The following is a 19,956-nucleotide window of genomic DNA, read 5'->3' as shown; positions in this document are numbered from 1 at the left end:
ATAAGATGAAGAGGCTGGTTTCCCTTTTCCTTACCCTTTTGGTGGTTGGAAGTATAATAGGAGCGAACGCCAAGTTCGCGCTGGCAGAAGAACCAAAGCCGCTGAACGTCATAATAGTCTGGCACCAGCACCAGCCCTACTACTACGACCCGATACAGGACATCTACACGAGGCCGTGGGTCAGACTCCACGCGGCCAACGACTACTGGAAGATGGCCCACTATCTTAGCGAGTATCCCGACGTCCACGTAACCATAGACCTCTCGGGTTCCCTCATAGCCCAGATAGCCGACTACATGAACGGAAAGAAGGACACCCTTCAGGTAATCACCGAAAAGATAGCCAACGGAGAGCCCCTGACAGTCGAAGAGAAGTGGACGATGCTCCAGGTTCCGGGAGGGTTCTTTGACCACACGATACCCTGGAACGGTGAGCCTGTAACTGACCAGAACGGAAACCCGATCAGAAAGATATGGAAGCGCTATACCGAACTCAAGAATAAGATGCTGAACGCGAAGGCCAAGTACGCCAACCTTCCGCTGGAGGAGCAGAAGGTCGCGGTAACAAACGAGTTCACAGAGCAGGATTACATAGACCTCGCGGTTCTCTTCAATCTCGCCTGGATTGACTACGGCTACATAATGAGCAACCCCGAGCTCAAGGCCCTCTACGAGAAGGTTGATGAGGGCGGCTACACGAGGGAGGACGTTAAGACCGTTCTCAACGCCCAGATGTGGCTACTCAACCACACATTCGAGGAGCACGAGAAGATCAACTACCTCCTCGGCAACGGGAACGTTGAGGTCACCGTTGTTCCCTACGCCCACCCGATAGGGCCGATACTCAACGACTTCGGCTGGGAGAGAGACTTCGACGCCCACGTTAAGAAGTCCCATGAGCTCTACAAGAAGTATCTAGGCAACGGAACGGCAACCCCAGTCGGCGGTTGGGCAGCTGAGTCAGCACTCAACGACAAGACCCTTGAGATACTCGCCGAGAACGGCTGGCAGTGGGTCATGACCGACCAGCTCGTCCTCGACAGGCTCGGTGTCGAAAAGACCGTTGAGAACTATTACAGGCCATGGGTTGCCGAGTTCAACGGAAAGAAGATCTACCTGTTCCCGCGCGACCACGCCCTCAGCGACCGCGTTGGCTTTACTTATGGAGGAATGAACCAGTACCAGGCCGTCCAGGACTTCGTGAACGAACTGCTGAAGCTCCAGAAGCAGAACTACGATGGCTCCCTCGTCTACGTTGTCACACTCGACGGTGAGAACCCGTGGGAGAACTACCCGTACGACGGTAAACTCTTCCTCGAGGAGCTCTACAAGAAGCTCACCGAGCTCCAGAACGCGGGCCTGATAAGGACAGTCACACCCAGTGAGTACATCAAGCTCTACGGCGACAAAGCAAACAAGCTCACCCCGAAGATGATGGAGCGCCTCGACTTCACTACTGAGGACAATGTGAATGCACTTCTCAAGGCCAAGAGCCTTGGAGAGCTCTACGACATGGCCGGGATCAAAGAAGAGATGCAGTGGCCCGAGTCGAGCTGGATTGACGGTACTCTCTCCACCTGGATAGGCGAGCCCCAGGAGAACTACGGCTGGTACTGGCTCTACCTGGCTAGAAAGGCCCTGATGGAGAACAAGGCAAAGATGAGCCAGAACGACTGGGACAAGGCCTACGAGTACCTCCTCAGGGCAGAGGCGAGCGACTGGTTCTGGTGGTACGGCAACGATCAGGACAGCGGCCAGGACTACACCTTCGACCGCTACATGAAGACCTACCTCTACGAGATCTACAAGCTGGCGGGTGTTGAGCCGCCGAGCTACCTCTACGGAAACTACTTCCCGGACGGCCAGCCCTACATCACGAGGGCACTGGACGGTCTCGGAGAGGGCGAAAAGAAGGAGTACTCAAGCGAGTCTGCCCTGGCTAAGGGGGTTGAAGTCTACTTCGAGAGCGACGGCCTCCACTTCCTCGTCAAGGGTGACCTGAAGGAGTTTGAAATCAGCCTCAGAAGCCCGGACGAGAGGATCGGCAACACGTTCACACTCCTTCAGAAAAAACCAACAGAACTCAGGTACTCACTGTTCCCGTTCTCAAAGGATAGCGTCGGCATGCCGATCACGGTTCACGTGGTCTATAAGGACGGAAAAGCTGAAGTTTACAAGGCCGATGGCTACGATACTAACGAGAAGGTTGGAGACGTTACGGCCAAGAAGACTGAGGGCGGAGTCGAGGTTGTTGTCCCGTTCGACTACCTCTCCAACCCGAGCGACTTCTACTTTGCAGTCTCAACGGTAAACGAGAACGGCGAGCTGGAGGTAATAAGCTCACCGGTCGAACTTAAGCTCCCGGTTCAGGTCAAGGGTGCAGTCATAGTTGACATTACCGATCCCGAGGGAGACGATCACGGGCCCGGAACCTACACCTACCCGACCGACTCAGTCTTCAAGCCCGGAGTCTTTGACCTCCTCCGCTTCAGACTGCTCGAACAGACCGACAGCTACGTCATGGAGTTCTACTTTAGGAACCTCGGTGACAACCCGTGGAACGGACCCAACGGCTTCAGCCTGCAGATTATCGAGGTCTACCTCGACTTCAAGGAAGGAGGAAACACCAGCACAATCAAGATGTTCCCGGATGGACCGGGAGCCAACGTGAACCTCGATCCAGACCATCCGTGGGATGTGGCCTTCAGAATAGCCGGATGGGACTACGGCAACTTGATCGTCCTCCCGAACGGCACCGCGATACAGGGAGAAATGCAAATTTCGGCCGATCCTACCAAGAACGCAATAATCGTCAAGGTGCCCAAGAAGTACATCCAGATAAACGAGGACTACGGTCTTTGGGGTGCAGTGCTGAGCGGTTCCCAGGATGGCTACGGACCGGATAAGTGGAGGCCTGTTGCAGTTAAGGCCGAGCAGTGGAAGGTTGGCGGCGCTGACCCGCAGGCAGTCATAAACAACGTTGCCCCGCGCGTCATGGACATGCTCGTTCCGGAAGGCTTCAAACCAACCCAAGAGGAGCAGCTCAAGAGCTACGACGCCCAGAACGGAAAGCTCGCCACGGTCAAGGCGATACCGCTCATCAAGAAGGGAATAGTCGTTAAAGACCCGGAGGGAGACGATCACGGGCCCGGAACCTACACCTACCCGACCGACTCAGTCTTCAAGTCGGGCGTCTTCGACATTCTCAAGTTCAAGATGACGGAGGAGAGCGACGACTGGGTGCTGGAGTTCTACTTCAAGGACCTTGGAGACAACCCGTGGAACGGTCCAAACGGCTTCAGCCTGCAGATCATAGAGGTCTACTTTGACTTCAAGAAGGGAGGAAACACGAGTGCCATAAAGATGTTCCCGGACGGGCCGGGGGCCAACGTCAACCTCGACCCGTTCCACCCGTGGGATCTGGCCCTCAGGATAGCCGGTTGGGACTACGGTAACCTGATAGTCCTCCCGAACGGTACAGTGATCCAGGGAGAAATGCAGATCTCAGCCGATCCAACGAAGAATGCCATAATCGTCAAGCTCCCGAAGAAGTACTTCCCAGGGGTCTCTGACTACGGCCTCTACGCCAGCGTCCTTGTCGGCTCGCAGGACGGCTACGGGCCGGACAAGTGGAGACCTGTTGCAGTTGATGCCGAGCAGTGGAAGGGCGGTGGAGCCGATCCACAGGCAGTCATTGCCGGTGTCGCGCCGAGGGTTTACGACATGCTCGTTCCAGAGAGCTTCAAACCAACCCAGGAGGAACAGCTCAAGAGCTACGACGCCCAGAACGGAAAACTGGCCACGGTAGTTATGATACCACTCGTCGGGGGCACCGGTGGGGAGACACCAAAGGAGACCGCAACGAGCACGACATCGACGACCTCAACGAGCAGCACAACGACTTCAACAACTTCCACTACAACCACACCCCATGGAGGAGGCGGAAGTGGCAGTGGACCAACCACCACTTCAAGCACCACTACGACTACTTCAACGAGTACCAGCGGCGAGGGTAAGACCTGTGGCCCAGCGTTCCTCGTTGGTCTCGCAGTAGTTCCACTCCTCCTCAGGAGGAGGCGCTGACCCTTTCCAATTTTTATTCTGGGGGTGATAAAATGGCGGAAGTAAGGCTCATCAACGTCTGGAAGCAGTTTGGAGACTTCACTGCCGTCAGGGAGATGAACCTGCACGTAAAGGACGGCGAGTTCATGATACTCCTCGGTCCGAGCGGCTGCGGAAAAACCACTACCCTGAGAATGATAGCAGGATTGGAAGAGCCAACGAAGGGCCAGATATACATCGGGGACAGGCTTGTCGCCGACCCGGAGGAGGGAATTTTCGTCCCGCCCAAGGACAGGGACATCGCCATGGTCTTCCAGAGCTACGCCCTCTATCCACATATGACTGTCTATGACAACATAGCCTTCCCGCTCAAGCTGAGAAAGGTTCCGAAGGACGAGATCGACAGGCGCGTCAGGGAAGTCGCTGAGATGCTCGGCCTTACGGAACTCCTCAACAGGAAGCCTAGGGAACTTTCAGGTGGACAAAGACAGCGTGTCGCCCTCGGAAGGGCAATCGTGAGAAAGCCGCAGGTATTCCTCATGGACGAGCCGCTCTCGAACCTCGACGCCAAGCTGAGGGTGAAAATGCGCGCCGAGCTGAAAAAGCTCCAGAGACAGCTTGGCGTCACCACCATCTACGTCACCCACGACCAGGTCGAGGCAATGACGATGGGGGACAGGGTCGCCGTCATCAACGCAGGTCAGCTCCAGCAGGTCGGAACGCCTGAGGAGGTCTACGACAGGCCCGCGAACACTTTCGTTGCAGGCTTCATAGGCTCGCCACCCATGAACTTCATGGATGCTACTGTCACTGAGGATGGTTTCGCGGACTTTGGAGAGTTCAGGCTGAAGTTCCTGCCCGACCAGTTTGAAGTACTCCAGGAGAAGAACCTCGTCGGAAAGGAGGTCATCTTCGGCATACGGCCGGAGGACATCTACGACGCTCTCTTCGCCCAAGTCAAGATTCCGGGGGAGAACATGGCCAGAGCGCTCGTGGAGATCATCGAGAACCTCGGTGGAGAGAAGATAGTGCATTTGAGCGTTGGAGACGTTACCTTCCTCGGCAAGTTCCCGGCGGAGTCGAGGGTTAAGGAAGGACAGGAAGTTGACGTTGTCTTTGATATGAGGAAGGCTCACGTCTTTGAGAAGGGAAGCGGGAAGGCCGTCTTCTGAAGGTTTTTAAGGCCTCTTCTCAATTTTTCCCTCATGCCGATTGAGGACTTCGCAGATTTTATAGCATCACGGGTTCCGAAGGGAAAAGTAGCCGAGCTGGGGATAGGCTTTCAGTTCAAGGTAGCCCTCAGGCTGAAAGAGCTTGGCTTTAGAGTTCTCGCCGTTGATTGGAATGAAAAGGCCGTCGAGGCGGCAAAAGAGGCAGGTATAGAGGCCATAAGAGACGATCTTTTCAACCCGAGGCTTGAGCTTTATGAGGATGCGGTTGCCCTCTATTCCGTCAGACCCACTCCAGAGATAGTCGAGCCGATACTTGACCTGGGCAAGAAGCTCGGTTTTCCAGTCTTCATTCTCCCCCTCGCTGGGGACACGATGCCTAGAACTATGAGGCTCGTCAACTACCGGGGCCTGGCGATATACGTGAAAGATATTTAAGGTTCATTTCAACTCCCTACGGTGGTGGTATGAGGCTCTTTGGGACGGCCGGAATCAGGGGGACCCTCTGGGAGAAGGTTACACCAGAGCTCGCCATGAGAATCGGAATGGCGGTCGGGACTTACAAGAGCGGGAAAGCCCTCGTTGGAAGGGATGGGAGAACTTCAAGCGTCATGCTCAAGAAAGCCATGATATCCGGACTTCTGAGCACAGGGATGGAGGTCCTCGACGCGGACCTGATTCCCACTCCAGTGCTTGCTTGGGGGACGAGGAAGCTGGCAGATGCCGGGGTTATGATAACGGCCAGCCACAACCCGCCCACTGACAACGGTATAAAGGTCTTCAACGGCGATGGAACCGAGTTCTACGTCGAGCAGGAGAGGGAGCTTGAGGAAGTAATCTTCTCCGGAGAATTCAAAAAAGCAAGATGGAACGAGATAAAGACCGTCAGGAGAGTAGAGGTTATCCCGGACTACATAAACGCTGTTCTGGACTTCGTGAACCACGAGACAAACATTAAAGTCCTCTACGACGGGGCAAACGGCGCTGGAAGTCTCGTGGCACCTTATCTTCTGCGCGAGATGGGGGCAAAGGTCTTCAGCGTCAACGCCCACGTAGATGGACACTTCCCGGGCAGGAAGCCCGAACCACGCTATGAGAACATAGCCTACCTCGGAAAGCTTGTGAAGGAGCTCGGGACTGACCTGGCGATAGCCCAAGACGGGGACGCTGATAGAATAGCGGTCTTCGACGAGAAGGGGAACTACGTTGATGAAGACACGGTTATAGCGCTCTTTGCCAAGCTCTATGTGGAGGAGCACAGCGGCGGAACTGTAGTCGTCTCCATAGACACGGGCTCGAGGATAGACGATGTGGTGGAGAGGGCCGGGGGAAGGGTCGTGAGAATCCCACTCGGGCAGCCACACGACGGCATAAAGAAGTACGGCGCCATCTTTGCCGCTGAACCATGGAAGCTCGTCCATCCAAAGTTCGGCCCGTGGATTGACCCCTTCGTAACGATGGGACTGCTCATAAAGCTCATAGATGAGAACGGCCCGCTGAGCGAGCTCGTCAAGGAGATTCCAACATACTACCTCAGGAAGGCCAATGTCCTCTGTCCTGACGAATACAAGAGTGAAGTGGTTAAGAAGGCCTCTGAAGGGGTCGAGAAGAAGCTCTCCGGCGAGATAAAGGAAGTGCTGACGATTTCGGGTTTCAGGATTGCCCTGGACGACGGCTCGTGGATATTGATAAGGCCTAGCGGAACTGAGCCGAAGATAAGGGTCGTGGTCGAGGCTCCAAGCGAGAAGCGTAGGGACGAGCTGTTTGAGATGGCTTACTCAACGGTCTCCAGAATTGTAAAGGAAGCCGAAAAGAAAGAGAGGCTCAGACGAACCTAGCTGGCCTTAAAGTTCTCACCGCTATTTCTTTTTTATCGACTGTTACTCTAAAGCCCTCCTTGGCAACGTACGTCTTGACCCCAGTGACGTTCTCGATGTACTTTGCCTCCTTGTAGGGGTTGGCGAAGTGCATTTTCATCCCGATGTGGCTCATTACCAGGACTTCCGGCTTCTTCTCCATGCTCTTGAGCATCTCAACGGCGTCGTCTGTGCTCATGTGGTAGGGAATTCCCATGTCCCTGGGTCTCGTTATAGCCGCTATCAGAACCCTCGCTCCATCGTGCCAGCGTATGAGGTCATCGAAGTACGCTGTATCGGGAATATAAGAGATATCACCAAAGCTCGTTCTCATCCTGAAGCCTATTGTTGTCGGGTCGGAGTGCTTGCTCGGTGTTATCAGCAACTCCTCGTCTCCGATCGAAATTTTGCTTCCCGGTTCTGGGATGTGCACGCTCTCAAGGACGTTTATGTGGTACTGGCTTATCGCGGGAGTATGCTCCTCGTCACCGTAGACAACGCTCTTTGAGGCTATCAAAACGCCGCGCTTCTTCAGCGCTCCGCCCGTCATGGCCTCGACCATGACCTCAAGGTCGTTGCAGTGGTCGACGTGCCTGTGGGAAACGAAGATGGCGTCGAGCTTTCTGGGGTCGAGCTTGTAGCGCCAGCTCCTGACTAGTGCCCCTGGCCCGGGGTCAACGTAGATGTTCCTGCTGGCAGATATGTGGAATCCTCCCGTGGAGCGGAACTGGGTTATGGTAATGAACCTCCCGCCTCCGCTCCCGAGGAACGTTATCTCTATCAAAGGGACACCTCCTTTCCTTCTGCGGACGGGATAGAGTATGTAAAGGAGAGTATATAAAAGATTGCCCGCAAACTGTTTAAGGTTCGGAGGTGACTCTTTCCTGGTGATTTCAATGGAAAGGCTTGAAACAGTTGTTAAGGAGATTGACAAGCTCCGAGACGAGATGGTGGAGGCACTCGTCGAACTCATCAAAATCCCTGCCATAAGCCCGGACTACGGCGGCGAAGGAGAGTACGACAAGGCCCAGAGGCTGCTCGAAATAATAAAGGGCTGGCCCTTCGACAAGATTGAGGTTTATGAAGCGCCTGACGAGAGGGCCAAGAACGGTGTTAGGCCGAGCATCCTGGCGTACTACTATGGAGAGAAGGGCGAAGAAAGCCCACGCCTCTGGATTCTGACTCACCTCGACGTTGTCCCGCCTGGAGACCTGAGCAAATGGACGGTGACAGAGCCGTTCAAACCCGTTGTCAAGGATGGTAAGGTTTACGGAAGAGGAGCAGAGGACAACGGACAGAGCCTCGTCGCCTCTCTCTATGCCGTCAGGGCCATGATGAACCTTGGAATCAGACCGAAGAGGACTGTAATCCTCGCCTTCGTCAGCGATGAGGAGACAGGAAGCCACTACGGCGTTGAGTGGCTGATAAAGAACCACCCCGAGCTTTTCAGGAAGGACGACCTCGTCCTTGTTCCGGACGGTGGAAACGAGGACGGGACGTTCATTGAAGTCGCCGAAAAGAGCATCCTCTGGTTCAAGCTGAAGGTGAAGGGTAAGCAGGTCCACGCCAGCATGCCGGACAAGGGGCTGAACGCCCACCGCATCGCCATTGACTTAGCTTACCACCTCGACAAACTCCTCCACGAGAAGTACGACAGGCGGGACGAGCTGTTTGAACCCCCAGAGAGTACCTTCGAGCCAACGATGGTCAAGAACCCCGCTGACAGTCCTAACATAGCACCTGGAGAACACGAGGTCGTCTTTGACTGCAGGGTTCTGCCAGATTACGGCCTCGATGATATTCTCAACGACGTTAAGGTTCTCGCTGAAGAGGTTAAGGAAAGACACAAAAAGGAGATAGAAGGCAAAGTTCTGCCTGAGATAGAGGTCGAAATTCTCCAGAGGCTCGACGCTCCCGCTCCAACGGATCCGAACAGCGAGATAGTGATTCTCCTGAAGGAAGCCATCAAAAAGCTCCGCGGAAAGGAGGCCAAGGTTGGCGGAATCGGTGGCGGAACCTTCGCGGCCTTCTTTAGGAAGCTCGGCATTCCAGCTGTTGTGTGGGCCACTCTGGATGAAATGGCTCATCAGCCCAACGAGTACGCCAAGATAGACAACATGGTGGAAGACGCGAAAGTCATGGCCGCTCTGGCTCTTCTCTAATGGAAAGACTTTTCTTTTCTGCTATTTTACTTCCTCTATGCCCACTTGGAAGGATGGAAAACTAGGGCTGCCGGTAAAGGAAGCGGTAAAGCTGTTCCCAGAGCTGGAGAAGTATCTTGATGAACGAGGAAGGCTGGACTTCTCGAACAGGGACGCAAGGATACTCTACAACAGGGCCATAGCGAAGGCAATCTTCGGGCTGGATATAGAGTACCATCCAAAGGGGCTCGTGACAACTCCGATCTCGCGCTACCTCTTCCTGAAGACGTTTTTAAGAGGAGGCGAGAAAGTCCTTGAAATAGGAACAGGACACACGGCTATGATGGCCCTCATGGCTGAGAAGCTCTTCAACTGCGATGTTACCGCCACGGAGATTGACGAAGAATTTTTTGAGTACGCGAGAAGGAACGTTGAAAGAAACGGGGCAAAGGTTAGACTAATCAAGAGCAATGGGGGAATCATCAGAGGCGTCGTTCCTGAAGGCGAGATGTTCAATGTAATCTTTTCAGCACCGCCCTACTATGAGACTCCAACGAAGGGAGTCTTAACGGAGAAAGAGGGTGTTGGAGGCGGAAGGTACGGGGAGGCATTTTCCGTAAGGCTTATTGAGGAGGCAGTCGAATATCTCAATCCAAAGGGCAAAGTTGCCATCTTCCTTCCAGACAAGGAGCCGCTGATAGAGGCTATCGCGGAAAAGGGAAAAGAGCTCGGCTACTCCGTTAGGGACGTTAAGTTCAAGGCCGGAACAAGATGGAGGCACAGCCTGATTTTATCACTGTAGGGACTCAGACCGTGGGCGTCTCAGCACTCACGCCGGTCTCAGAGGAGGTGCTTTCTCATCACCGTTCACCTAAATTTCCGTGCATCAATGCACAACTTTTTTTGCAAATAAGCCCTCTACGGGCTTACACACTCAAGTTGTGCGAGCGCACCTCACCAGCTCCACTCATGCCTACATTTGTAAACCTTAAAAACCTTACGCTATCACCTCATTTTCATAAAAGAATACTTATAAACTTTTAATAACATTCGCACAGAAAAGAAAAACGGATTATTCACCAGCTCCACTACTATCCGAATTCCGAACCATTTGAAATCTCAACCTTAAAAATTTATAAATAATTAAATCAGTCGGCAATTCTAAGTCTGTAGATGTATATGGTTGAGTCATTGACTTTGAATGTTGCGATAGCCTTAAGGTCGGCCTTGCTAATCAATTCTGCGTTCTTGAGTATGGTATTAATGATTTTTTCACTGTCTTCAGCGGGCTTCAGGGTTGTATCTTCATCAATGTACACTTCATCAGTTTTAACTTCCCTTCTCTGGAGTAGGACTGGTAAGTAGTATAGAATGTTGTTTACAACATTGCGGACGTTGTATTTTGCAACAATGTCGCAAATCTCACAATCCTTATCAATGAACTTAATAATTGCATTGCTGACTGTGTTGAACTCTTCCTCCGACAACAGTTTCATATAGTCATCATACACATCAACCCCATAAATCACATAGTATGTCTCCATAGTTATCACCAGTATCATATAATTAACACTACTTATATAAGCTTTTTCAGCATTTATGTGCTTTATGTGCTCAATTAAATATTAGGGTTATAGCGCCATTTTGTCATGTATTTTAGTGACTTCAATCATATAGATTGGAAAGAAATATTAGGGAGATAGTAATCTTTTGAGTAATTGCCGGCAGACATTTAGGGATTAACTCAATCCCTGCCGATAGTTAATAGGTATGTGATCTGTGAATAGTTTGAGTTGTCGCCAGTAAGGAAAGGACTATCTTTGACATTATGTTGAGAAGAAGAAAAGATCAGGACTTGAGAAGTTCAAGGTATTTAGATATATCAACTTTAGTCTCTTCCGTGATATCTTTCCTTTCCGCAAGCTTTTTCTGATAGACTTTAATAAGATCCTCAAACAGCTCTTTCTCTGCGATTAACGTAATGATGGCATCAATAACAGCAGAATTGTCAGCCCTTCTACCCGTTACTTTTGTGACTGCTTCCTTAAGGGTTTTATATTTGTTAAATGCCTTGTCATCAACAAAAATTGTATGCTTTGCTCGCCTCTCAGTTTTCTTCTTTGCCGACCTTGCCATATTCATCACCAAACAGAGATCACCTCAAAAATATAAAAACATTGCCTAATAAATCTCAATCTCTGGAATAGCCAGTATCTTTCTCCAGATCTCATTATTCCAAACAATTAGCCAATGTTCTTCTAGAATTTTTTCATGTCTTTTGTAGTCCGGAACCAATGAACTAACAATGAGCCAGAATTTTTTAGTGTGCCTTTTCTCAATCAAATGAACAAGCTCATGTATGACAGCATACCTTAGGGTGTCCTCAGGAAGGGATAAAAGGGCCAGATTAAAGTTAAGGTTATTTTTGTTGGAACAACTACCCCACTTACTCTTGTGCTTCTTTATTGAGACTCTATTGTATTTGACTCCTAGAAGTTTTGAATATTGGGTCAAAATCGCATTCAGCTTATTTCTGAGTATTTTTCTAAGCTCCTTCTCAAGAATGCTGATCTCCTGTCCTCTCCTAGATTTGGGGATAGATAAAATGACTTTGTTATTTAAAATAGTCAACTTGCTACTGTGTGCATTGTGATACTTGATATTCAACCTAACGGGGGTCCCAAAGAGATAAAAGTTCTCACTCAAGGCGATTTTCTTATACCACTCTATTTGTGAGAGCTGTTGAATAATCCATTCTCTCTTTTTGGACAATAGTTGTTCCACATCATATCTATCATATCCCTGAGGAACTACAACCCACACAATACCATCTGGCCTGATTATTATCCTAGCTAACTTGACGTCTTTAACTTCAATTGAAATTGGAAGAGATGATAAAGTCTCTGCACTCACTTCCAGCCCTCATCAAAGTTCTCTACCAGCAGTTCAAAGAACTCCTTGTGAATCGAATCTAGTTTTTTCTCAAGTTCGCTGGGCTCTAAATTCATTTCGGCCAGTTTAACCAATAAGAACAGCCTGACGCTCTGCTCGACCTCAGCCTTAGCGCTCTCTCTAGTAGTCCATCCATCAAACATCTTGTCTTTTAGTTCTTCTTTCAGTTCGAGTACATACTTCTTCGCTGTCTGCTTATCAACACCCAACTTTTCATGAAGGAATGACATTAGAAGGAACTCTTCAGAACTAAGACCATATTTCACGGGCTCCTTCTCAATTTCAATAACTTCCTGAGATAATTCATGAAGTTGCTTAGTGAATTCCTTTATCTTCTCGGCGTTTTCATAGATTCTTTTTATTAGTTTTTCAATTCTCTCAGATAACTTTTGGTATGCAGGCCCTTTGTTTTTGTTTCTCTCAGACCAGCTCTTTAATACCACCGCAAGATCAATAAGTTTTGAATCATCTGCTTCCCCATTCTCAATTTTTGATGATAGCTTTTCTAAGTACTCAACATCAAATTTGATTAAGGGGAATTTATCCTCAATCTCTTTGGCTTCTACGCTTCTCTCAATTATCTTTTCAGTTTTCTTATAATACTCCCTGAATTTTCTGTCTTTCTTTCCTTTGTATTTTCTCACATATGCTTTATAAATGGCAGTTATTTTCTTGTAAGTATCAATGTACGGTGCCAAGAAGGGATCTGGGGAAATAAACTCAAACAATTTTGCAAGTTGCTGATATTTCTCCTCAAAGAATTTGCCCTTAGCTGGATCTCTTAGGTAGCCAATGACATAATAATCGAGGGTGTTTTTATTAATCTGGTCAATACCACCCAAAAATTCAACAAGTTCATTATACAAGTTCTTGAAGCCTTCTTTTAGAGAGTCATAATTATATGCTACTCCCTTGATATCCTCCTGATAGAAATTAAGAACCTTCTCCAGATTCTCGAACACCCCACTGTAATCAACTATCAGTCCGAACTCTTTTCTAGGTGCAGGCCTGTTTACTCTGGCAATAGCTTGTAACAAATTATGGTCTCTCAAAGGTTTATCTAAATACATGACTTGATTTACTGGAGCATCAAATCCCGTTAATAGCATGTTTGTCACAATGAGGAGCTTGGGAGTATCTCCATGCCTGAACTTCTCAACAATTTCTTCAATCTTTTCCTTACTCTTATGATATTTCCTCAGCTCTGGTGGGTCATCATCTCTTGGTGAGAACACTACTTCGCTCCACTCAGGAGGAAGATATTTATCCAGTTCTTCTTTGTAATAGGCACAAGCCCATCTGTTCACTGCAACCACTTGCCCTTTGAAACCCAAGGGTTCTATGTATTTTTGATAGTGCTCTGCAATGTCCTTAGCAACAAGCTCAATTCTTTTCCTAAGCTTAAGTAAGAGCTTCCTGTCAACTTTCTTTTGGAGTTTCTTCTTGGCCCCTTCATCTAGCATCCAGAACTCCGATTCAAATAACTTGTCAGCTAACTCTTTGTCCACCTTGTACTTGACCCCTCTGTACTGGTAGTAAATTGGGACTGTGAATCCATCCCGTATTGACTCTTCAATTGAATACCTGTCCAAATATAATTCGCCCGGAGGGTTGAATTTTTCAAAAGTATTTCTCTCATCCTTTGCTACTGGTGTACCAGTAAAACCAAAAATGAATGCATTCGAAAGCATAGCTCTCATATTTATGGCCAACACACCGTACTGACTTCTGTGGCTCTCATCAGTTAGGACTATAACATTCTGCCTCTTATTTATTGGCCGGTTCCCACTCTTCAGGGCCTCGAACATTTCTCTGTATCTCCTTGTCCTCCCTTTATCCTTCGATTCCCGAGGCTCTTGGAATTTCTGAACAGTAGTTAGTATTATACCTCTCTCATCATTGTACAACATCTCGATTAATTTTGGTATTGAGGAAGCTCTCTTAACATTGAATTTGTGTTTTTGGAAGGTCTCAAACATCTGCTGTTCTAAATTATCCCTGTCAACCACTATTACAATAGTAGGATTATCAAGTTTCTCTGTTCTGTACAATTTCCACGCTGTGAAAAACATTGTCAAACTTTTTCCTGAACCTTGGGTGTGCCATATGAGTCCCGTCTTTTTATTGTCCTCACTAAGATAAGTCCGGAGAACTCTATAGTGGATTTTGTTTGTGGCTCTGAATTGCATGTATCTCGCAATTATTTTTACAAGCTTATTTTTCTCATATCTAAAGAATATGAAGTTCCTGATTATGTCAATGAGATTTTCCTTTGATAGCATACCATACGCAGTTACTCTAATGGGATCCTCCTCATAAGTTACATTAAGGTTGTGGGGATAAGGGTCTTTCCATTTTCCCCACATGTCCAAAGGAGCATCTGAAAAGGTTGGGGCATAAAGAACTTCAGTCCAATCGGAGATAATGTTGAATTGATTGAAGACAAATAGCTTGGGAACAGCGGACTCATAATCTTTTATTTGGTAGTATGCGACTTCAAGGGTTTCAGTTTCAGTAGTGGGACTTTTGACTTCAATCACCACAACTGGGATTCCATTAATAAAGAGAACAATGTCTGGTCTTCTCCTATTCTCACCCTCTTTGATATAGAACTGCCTAGTCACCAAGAACTCATTATTTTCGATGTTATCATAATCAATTAACCAGACCGTCTTGTGGAATTTCGAGCCTTTTGGTTTGAAGGAGAGGCCATTTTTCAAAATCTCCAGAAAATCCCTGTTTCCTTCTATAGTATGAGGGAGATATTCTAACTTTTTAACTACCTGCTCTGCATCTTCCTTACTTATCTTCCCAGCATTTATCCTAAGAAGAGCCCGTATTAACCTGTCTTTAAGAAGAGCTGAGTTGTAATCTCTCTCCTCCCTCAATTCTGAGGGAGGCACATACTTCCAGCCAAGTTCATTAGATAAAATGTTGACAAAGGGATATTCAGATATCCTCTCCTCTGGTGTTGGCATTCTCCCCTCCCCCGCCTATGAGCTCTTGCACTTTATTTAGAATAAGTGTTTTCCTTCTCTCTAGGAACTTATCATAATCATTCTTCCTCATGGCATCAATGCACTCTGAGTCAATAAAGTGGGGTTTGAGAACCTCCTCTATATCCCCGGGGATCCAATTAATATATTCTCTTGGAGATGTTGCTGAAATTTTCTTATTGGTTTCATCGCTGATGAGAGTTCTGTTGAGTATGGTGTTGATCTTCGACTTATCTTTGTCTCCAAGACCCTGTCTTCTTAGGAATGCCTGAGGGAATATATGGTGATCCTCTAGGTTATGGAATTCTATTGCGTCAACTTGCAAGAAGTCCCGTGCATGGTTTAATGCAATTAAGTTCATGATACCTCTATAAATTGCACTTCCACTTCTTGAGACTGCATATAAATTCAAGGATGGTACCCTTATTCTTGCTTCATTGATCATTGAGGGTACAAACTCAGGCTCTTTGAAGGCTCTTATCAGCTCAAGTGTATCACTCAGAGACTTTGATTCAACGGCACTACTGTATCTCTCGGTGAATACAGAACTCCAGTACCATTGCTTTATCAGTGTGTAAGCTCTGCTCTTTTCCATTGGGGATAATTCTTTGGTGCCCTCCACATAATAGAGGAGTGTTGCCAAAACTGGAAGCATGGGCTTGTAAGGAACCCACTTTGGCAAGAATGCTCCAAATCCATCTTGATTAGTGCTCATAACTCGCTCAATGGCTCTGTTAAAGTATTCTGCTATAGTCCACCAATCTTCTTCAAAATTCGCTGGTGACAAATTAATTAAAGACCTGTTTTTAACATCACTAATTTCCTTCTCGCCCTTGTCTTTATCTTTGTCCCTAAGCACCCTCATGAGACCTAGTGCCCTAAGTAACAACACTTTAAAGAGATCCGGGTTGTCCTCGGACAACTTTCTGATACCCTCAAATGAATCAACAGTGTCCTGCCATATTTTATGAAGATCGATATTATCTTTGTACAATCTGGCAGTCAGGAGATCAAAGACTGATAACTTAACTCCTGTACTGTTCATTTTCTCAAATATTGTGCAGACTTCACTAAGCTTTTGTTTATTGTTTGGTTCAATTTTCGGTAAATAAAGAACTGGAACTTTGAACTCTAGGAGATTGCTAATGTACTTCTCCCAAAGGCTAGCCTTTTCCTTAAGTTGCTTCTTGTATTCCTGAGTGAGTTCCCTACCCTGTTTAAAGCTAACATCTTCACCGATGTTCTCCTCTATGTACTTGTCAACATGGTACTCTATGAATTCCTCTACCCAATCTTCCCACTTCTCTTTATTGGAGAGCTGTGTGAATGGAACTATTTTGTGCTCAAACTGATATTCCTTGTCCAAGTACTTTTTAGCATCATCTTCATTCACGCTGAACACAGCATCCTCAACATTACCCTTTTCTAGCTCTTCAAGTCTCAGGAAGAAGAGGTATCTTCTGCTGGTATATTTTGGTGTAACAACTTCTTTCGGCGGTGCATAGAATACATAGTGAAGGGATGTTATTCTCTGCTGGCCATCAAGGATCATAGCCTCTGGTTCTGCAATATAATTCCCATCTCTATCAATTGGTAGAGTAACACCTTGGATTGGCCTCCATGTGAATGGGGGGTTGGCAGGATCCGTTCTAAGGAAGAGGAAAGTACCTACAAAGTAGCCATTAAGAAGCGAGACCAGCAAGTCCTTAATGTCTTGTCTTGACCATACAAAGTCCCTTTGGAACTGGGGAAGGACTAATTTCCCTTCTTCGGCCTGTTTTAATATCTCAAGCAGATTCTCCATTTTCGGGTCGAGCTTATCCACTTTTCTCACCCACCTTAACCCTAACTTTTCCCGTGAGAAGTTTGTCCATCATACCTAGCTTGAGTTTCTCAAGCTCCTCTTTTGTCTTTATCTCAGCCTCAATTTTATTATCAATTGTCATAAGAATCTGGGCTATTTTCTTTTGTTCATCAAGTGGTGGTAGGGGTACTAGGAATTTCTTCAGATTGGTGGCATTAATATTAGCTTGGCTTACTCCCCTAGTTGCAATTTGCCTTAGTCTGTCTTGAGACAGTATCAGGTAATATGTCAAAAAGGCCGAGTCAACAATATCTTTCTTGGGCCGAAGTCTAATGAGATATGAAGCAAAAACATAGTCTCCCTCAAGCATGAAGATCCCTGTCTTGCCAACAAGCTCATAACTGTTTGTCCTATTGACCAATATATCTCCTTTTTCCAATTTAAATTTGTTGAATGTTTCTTCATCTAAATCCACATATTTTAGATTTACAGGCATGACTTTTCCATTGATTATGCTATCCATTTTAACAATAGGATACTGCCCTTCATCATACATCTTTATTGAGAGTCCATACTGGGCAAATTCAATTATATCCCCAATCTTAACAACATCCCATTCAGCAGGAATTTGCCCTAAGGGACTTGGCTTGAATTTTGTATGCCCAATCCCCTCGGTGAACAGTCTTTGCATTAAGGCATTCTTGAGTTGCTGGTAGTGATGGATTAAGGCATCAGTTTTCTCGATTGCCTTATCAATTGTGGACAATATTTCGGCTATTTTCTTCTGTTCTGGGAGTGGGGGATAGATCACATAATAATGTTCTAAAAACTCCCTCTTAAGACTTGGAAGCGTTGTTTGGGCATGGGTTCCAGATAATTTGAAGAAACTCATGTGGTAATAAAGGTATTTAATATCAATATCCTTCTTAAATTCCAAGTAAAAGGTAGTATCTGATGGCCAAGAGGGAACTTCTACTAAATGTACTGCTCCCGCAGTTCCTTTTCTTCCTATCACTAATGTTGGAAATTCAACTAAGGGTCTGTCTGTCCAAGCATAAATGCCACTGGAACCAATAACAGGAATCTCTCCTCCTTTTTTAGGAATAGCCTTTCCATATTTTACATTTGCGATTTCTTTTAACTCAAAGACGTTCCACTCCTTAGGTATCTTCCCAATTGGTGTCTCCTTGAATTCACCAGTCATGAAGACTCACCCTCTGATTTTGCCCATAACCATGCATCAAGGGGGACTTGCTTAAGTTCCTTCACGCCACCCTTAACTTCATAAAATTTTACTACCCCACTCCGTTTACCGACACTTGCTATGTACTTCTCTTGACATATCTCTATGAACTGCTTCAGACCCTTTTTGTCCTCAATCTTAATTTTGATGTGTTCCCCATCTTCAGTTACCTTAAGGTTCGGCCTCTCCTTTGCCTTAAGAACATCCAGCTGGTCTAGCAGATCATTGACAAAATTTTTGTATCTTTCTGAACCTGTGTCAATTCCGTCATCTGTTATGAAGCTGAAAAACTTGCTCTTTTGGAGTTGTGTTAGTGTTCTAAATATTGTCACAGTACTGAGAGCATACTTCATAATCTTCTCCTCATTTTCAAATTCGATAAGGCCAGACTCCTTGAGTTTTAATATTGTTTCCTGAGTAATTTGCTTGTAGTGCTCATAGTACTTGAAGAATGATTCAAAGTATCTTGTGTTCAACACCAGCAACCATCCATCATTGTCACTATCTGGGAACTCAAAGTATATTGAATCAATTGCTAGGGGGATAGATGTATAATCATCAGTTGCTATTGATAACTGTTTTCTAAACAATCCCACCATTATGCTGTTCTTCTTGAGAATGAATGACCTTCTATTCTTTACAAAAAAGGCGACCCTACCCCCCTCCTTGAACTGTATATCAAGAACATAACCAACAATGGATTTCACACTCCTAGCTGATGTCGAAGATACAGAACCCCCTTGCTTTATCTGATTCCATATTACCCAAAATCCGGGAATATGGGAAGGTTCAATATATCTGACAACTCCCACTGAAAAGGGCCTGTTATAGTCAAAAAAGTTTGTAAACTCTGTCTCATCTTTTGATACTTTGTTGATAACTCTCAAGAATCTCTGGTTGAATAACTTTACAATTTTTCTCTTGTACTTATTGGGGAGAACTAGATTGTGTGTTTTAAACCAAGCTCTTGGGTCTTTTGTTCTTTTACCGGTATTTTCCACAAGATACACATCAACTGTCATGTCTCTAACTTCATTAATCCTTGAGTGGAATTTCTTTAGAGTTATGATTGTCGGCACTCTGGCAAGAGCCCGGCTCCTCTCACTCTCATCACCCATCAGTCTTCGACCTCCAGATATATATTACCTGACAGGCTTGATACACAAATTCTCTCTGGGTTAGTTTTATCCGCAAGTAGTATTTTGTCTTTTCTAGTTATTAATATTACCCAATGACCCGATTCTCTGTTCTTTACTTTAAACAGATTATACCCTAATGCACCCAGCACGGGATTTGCATAGATGAGATTTGCCCTAAGGTAAAACATGAACACCATGAACATAAACACTAGAAAAGTCAGGACATTTCTTACTCCTTGATCTTTCGGGATAAATGCCATCATAGAGACAACGTACGTGATCAGATATTCTAGGTATATATGATTCATTTCCTGATAATCATCTATCACTATAAAATCATCACAAATTCTCTTTTCTCCACCAACATTTATTTTCTGTTTTGCCACTCTTAAAAAGAGAAGCAATGAGAGTAAGGAAAATACAGTCAGCGAACCAAAAAATATTGTATGAAATCCTGTCATCCCATCATATGTCTGAATTAGCAATATAATCCATAAGGGTATGTATGAACTAAGAAAAAGCCACAGGCTTGTGAGTAATGTTGGTTTCTCTTCCATCCTAGTATCACCTTTTAGGGGATCCCTAATGCGATGGA

At 46.6% G+C, this 19,956-nt stretch carries 15 protein-coding genes; 6 read left to right on the top strand and 9 right to left on the bottom strand.

What is annotated here, in order from left to right:
- The first annotated feature begins 5 nt into the window (after nt 1-5).
- Genes A0127_RS06350 through glmM form a run of 4 tightly spaced genes read left to right on the top strand, consistent with a single transcriptional unit; the run spans nt 6 to nt 7,068 of the window.
- Nucleotides 6-4,082, top strand: a complete 4,077-nt coding sequence (locus A0127_RS06350) for a glucodextranase DOMON-like domain-containing protein (RefSeq protein WP_062389420.1) — start codon at nt 6-8, stop codon at nt 4,080-4,082.
- Between the two features lie 32 nt (nt 4,083-4,114).
- Nucleotides 4,115-5,233: an ABC transporter ATP-binding protein gene (locus tag A0127_RS06345; RefSeq protein WP_062389417.1), complete on the top strand. Its 1,119-nt coding sequence runs from the start codon at nt 4,115-4,117 to the stop codon at nt 5,231-5,233.
- Nucleotides 5,234-5,266: 33 nt separating this feature from the next.
- Complete coding sequence (locus A0127_RS06340; RefSeq protein WP_062389414.1) at nt 5,267-5,668, top strand: UPF0146 family protein; 402 nt, start codon at nt 5,267-5,269, stop codon at nt 5,666-5,668.
- A gap of 29 nt (nt 5,669-5,697) precedes the next feature.
- Nucleotides 5,698-7,068: a phosphoglucosamine mutase gene (gene glmM / locus A0127_RS06335; protein ID WP_062389411.1), complete on the top strand. Its 1,371-nt coding sequence runs from the start codon at nt 5,698-5,700 to the stop codon at nt 7,066-7,068.
- Here the strand turns inward: glmM and A0127_RS06330 are convergent.
- Nucleotides 7,055-7,870 (bottom strand): MBL fold metallo-hydrolase, encoded by an 816-nt coding sequence (locus A0127_RS06330; protein ID WP_062389407.1) that lies wholly within the window; start codon nt 7,868-7,870, stop codon nt 7,055-7,057. The two genes, glmM and A0127_RS06330, sit on opposite strands and share 14 nt — an antisense overlap.
- Nucleotides 7,871-7,982: 112 nt before the next feature.
- Here A0127_RS06330 and A0127_RS06325 point away from each other — a divergent pair, with 112 nt between their 5' ends.
- Entirely contained in the window at nt 7,983-9,248 is a 1,266-nt protein-coding gene (locus tag A0127_RS06325) for a M20 family metallo-hydrolase (RefSeq protein WP_062389404.1), read from the top strand.
- 37 nt (nt 9,249-9,285) lie between these two features.
- Nucleotides 9,286-10,029, top strand: a complete 744-nt coding sequence (locus A0127_RS06320; protein ID WP_062389401.1) for an RlmF-related methyltransferase — start codon at nt 9,286-9,288, stop codon at nt 10,027-10,029.
- A 346-nt stretch (nt 10,030-10,375) separates the two neighbouring features.
- Here A0127_RS06320 and A0127_RS06315 read toward each other — a convergent pair whose 3' ends face one another.
- From A0127_RS06315 to A0127_RS06280, 8 genes are all read right to left on the bottom strand, one after another.
- Nucleotides 10,376-10,780 (bottom strand): hypothetical protein, encoded by a 405-nt coding sequence (locus A0127_RS06315; protein ID WP_156471171.1) that lies wholly within the window; start codon nt 10,778-10,780, stop codon nt 10,376-10,378.
- 295 nt (nt 10,781-11,075) lie between these two features.
- Nucleotides 11,076-11,372 (bottom strand): hypothetical protein, encoded by a 297-nt coding sequence (locus tag A0127_RS06310; RefSeq protein ID WP_156471170.1) that lies wholly within the window; start codon nt 11,370-11,372, stop codon nt 11,076-11,078.
- Nucleotides 11,373-11,408: 36 nt separating this feature from the next.
- Nucleotides 11,409-12,140 (bottom strand): M48 family metallopeptidase, encoded by a 732-nt coding sequence (locus A0127_RS06305; RefSeq protein WP_062389394.1) that lies wholly within the window; start codon nt 12,138-12,140, stop codon nt 11,409-11,411.
- Nucleotides 12,137-15,157 carry a type I restriction endonuclease subunit R gene (locus A0127_RS06300; protein WP_062389391.1) on the bottom strand — a complete coding sequence of 1,007 codons (3,021 nt, stop codon included), beginning with the start codon at nt 15,155-15,157 and terminating at the stop codon, nt 12,137-12,139. The genes A0127_RS06305 and A0127_RS06300 overlap by 4 nt, the downstream gene beginning before the upstream one ends.
- Nucleotides 15,129-17,000 (bottom strand): GmrSD restriction endonuclease domain-containing protein, encoded by a 1,872-nt coding sequence (locus A0127_RS06295; protein ID WP_062389387.1) that lies wholly within the window; start codon nt 16,998-17,000, stop codon nt 15,129-15,131. Before A0127_RS06295 ends, A0127_RS06300 begins: the two co-directional genes overlap by 29 nt.
- Entirely contained in the window at nt 16,993-18,183 is a 1,191-nt protein-coding gene (locus tag A0127_RS06290) for a restriction endonuclease subunit S (protein WP_062389384.1), read from the bottom strand. The genes A0127_RS06295 and A0127_RS06290 overlap by 8 nt, the downstream gene beginning before the upstream one ends.
- Entirely contained in the window at nt 18,180-19,340 is a 1,161-nt protein-coding gene (locus A0127_RS06285; protein ID WP_062389381.1) for a Kiwa anti-phage protein KwaB-like domain-containing protein, read from the bottom strand. Before A0127_RS06285 ends, A0127_RS06290 begins: the two co-directional genes overlap by 4 nt.
- Nucleotides 19,340-19,918, bottom strand: coding sequence for a hypothetical protein (locus tag A0127_RS06280; protein ID WP_054840656.1), 579 nt, complete (start codon nt 19,916-19,918; stop codon nt 19,340-19,342). Before A0127_RS06280 ends, A0127_RS06285 begins: the two co-directional genes overlap by 1 nt.
- Nucleotides 19,919-19,956 lie beyond the last annotated feature (38 nt).

It is taken from the genome of Thermococcus peptonophilus, from assembly GCF_001592435.1.
Taxonomy (GTDB): Archaea; Methanobacteriota_B; Thermococci; order Thermococcales; family Thermococcaceae; genus Thermococcus; species Thermococcus peptonophilus.
This window is presented reverse-complemented; position numbering and strand designations above follow the sequence as displayed.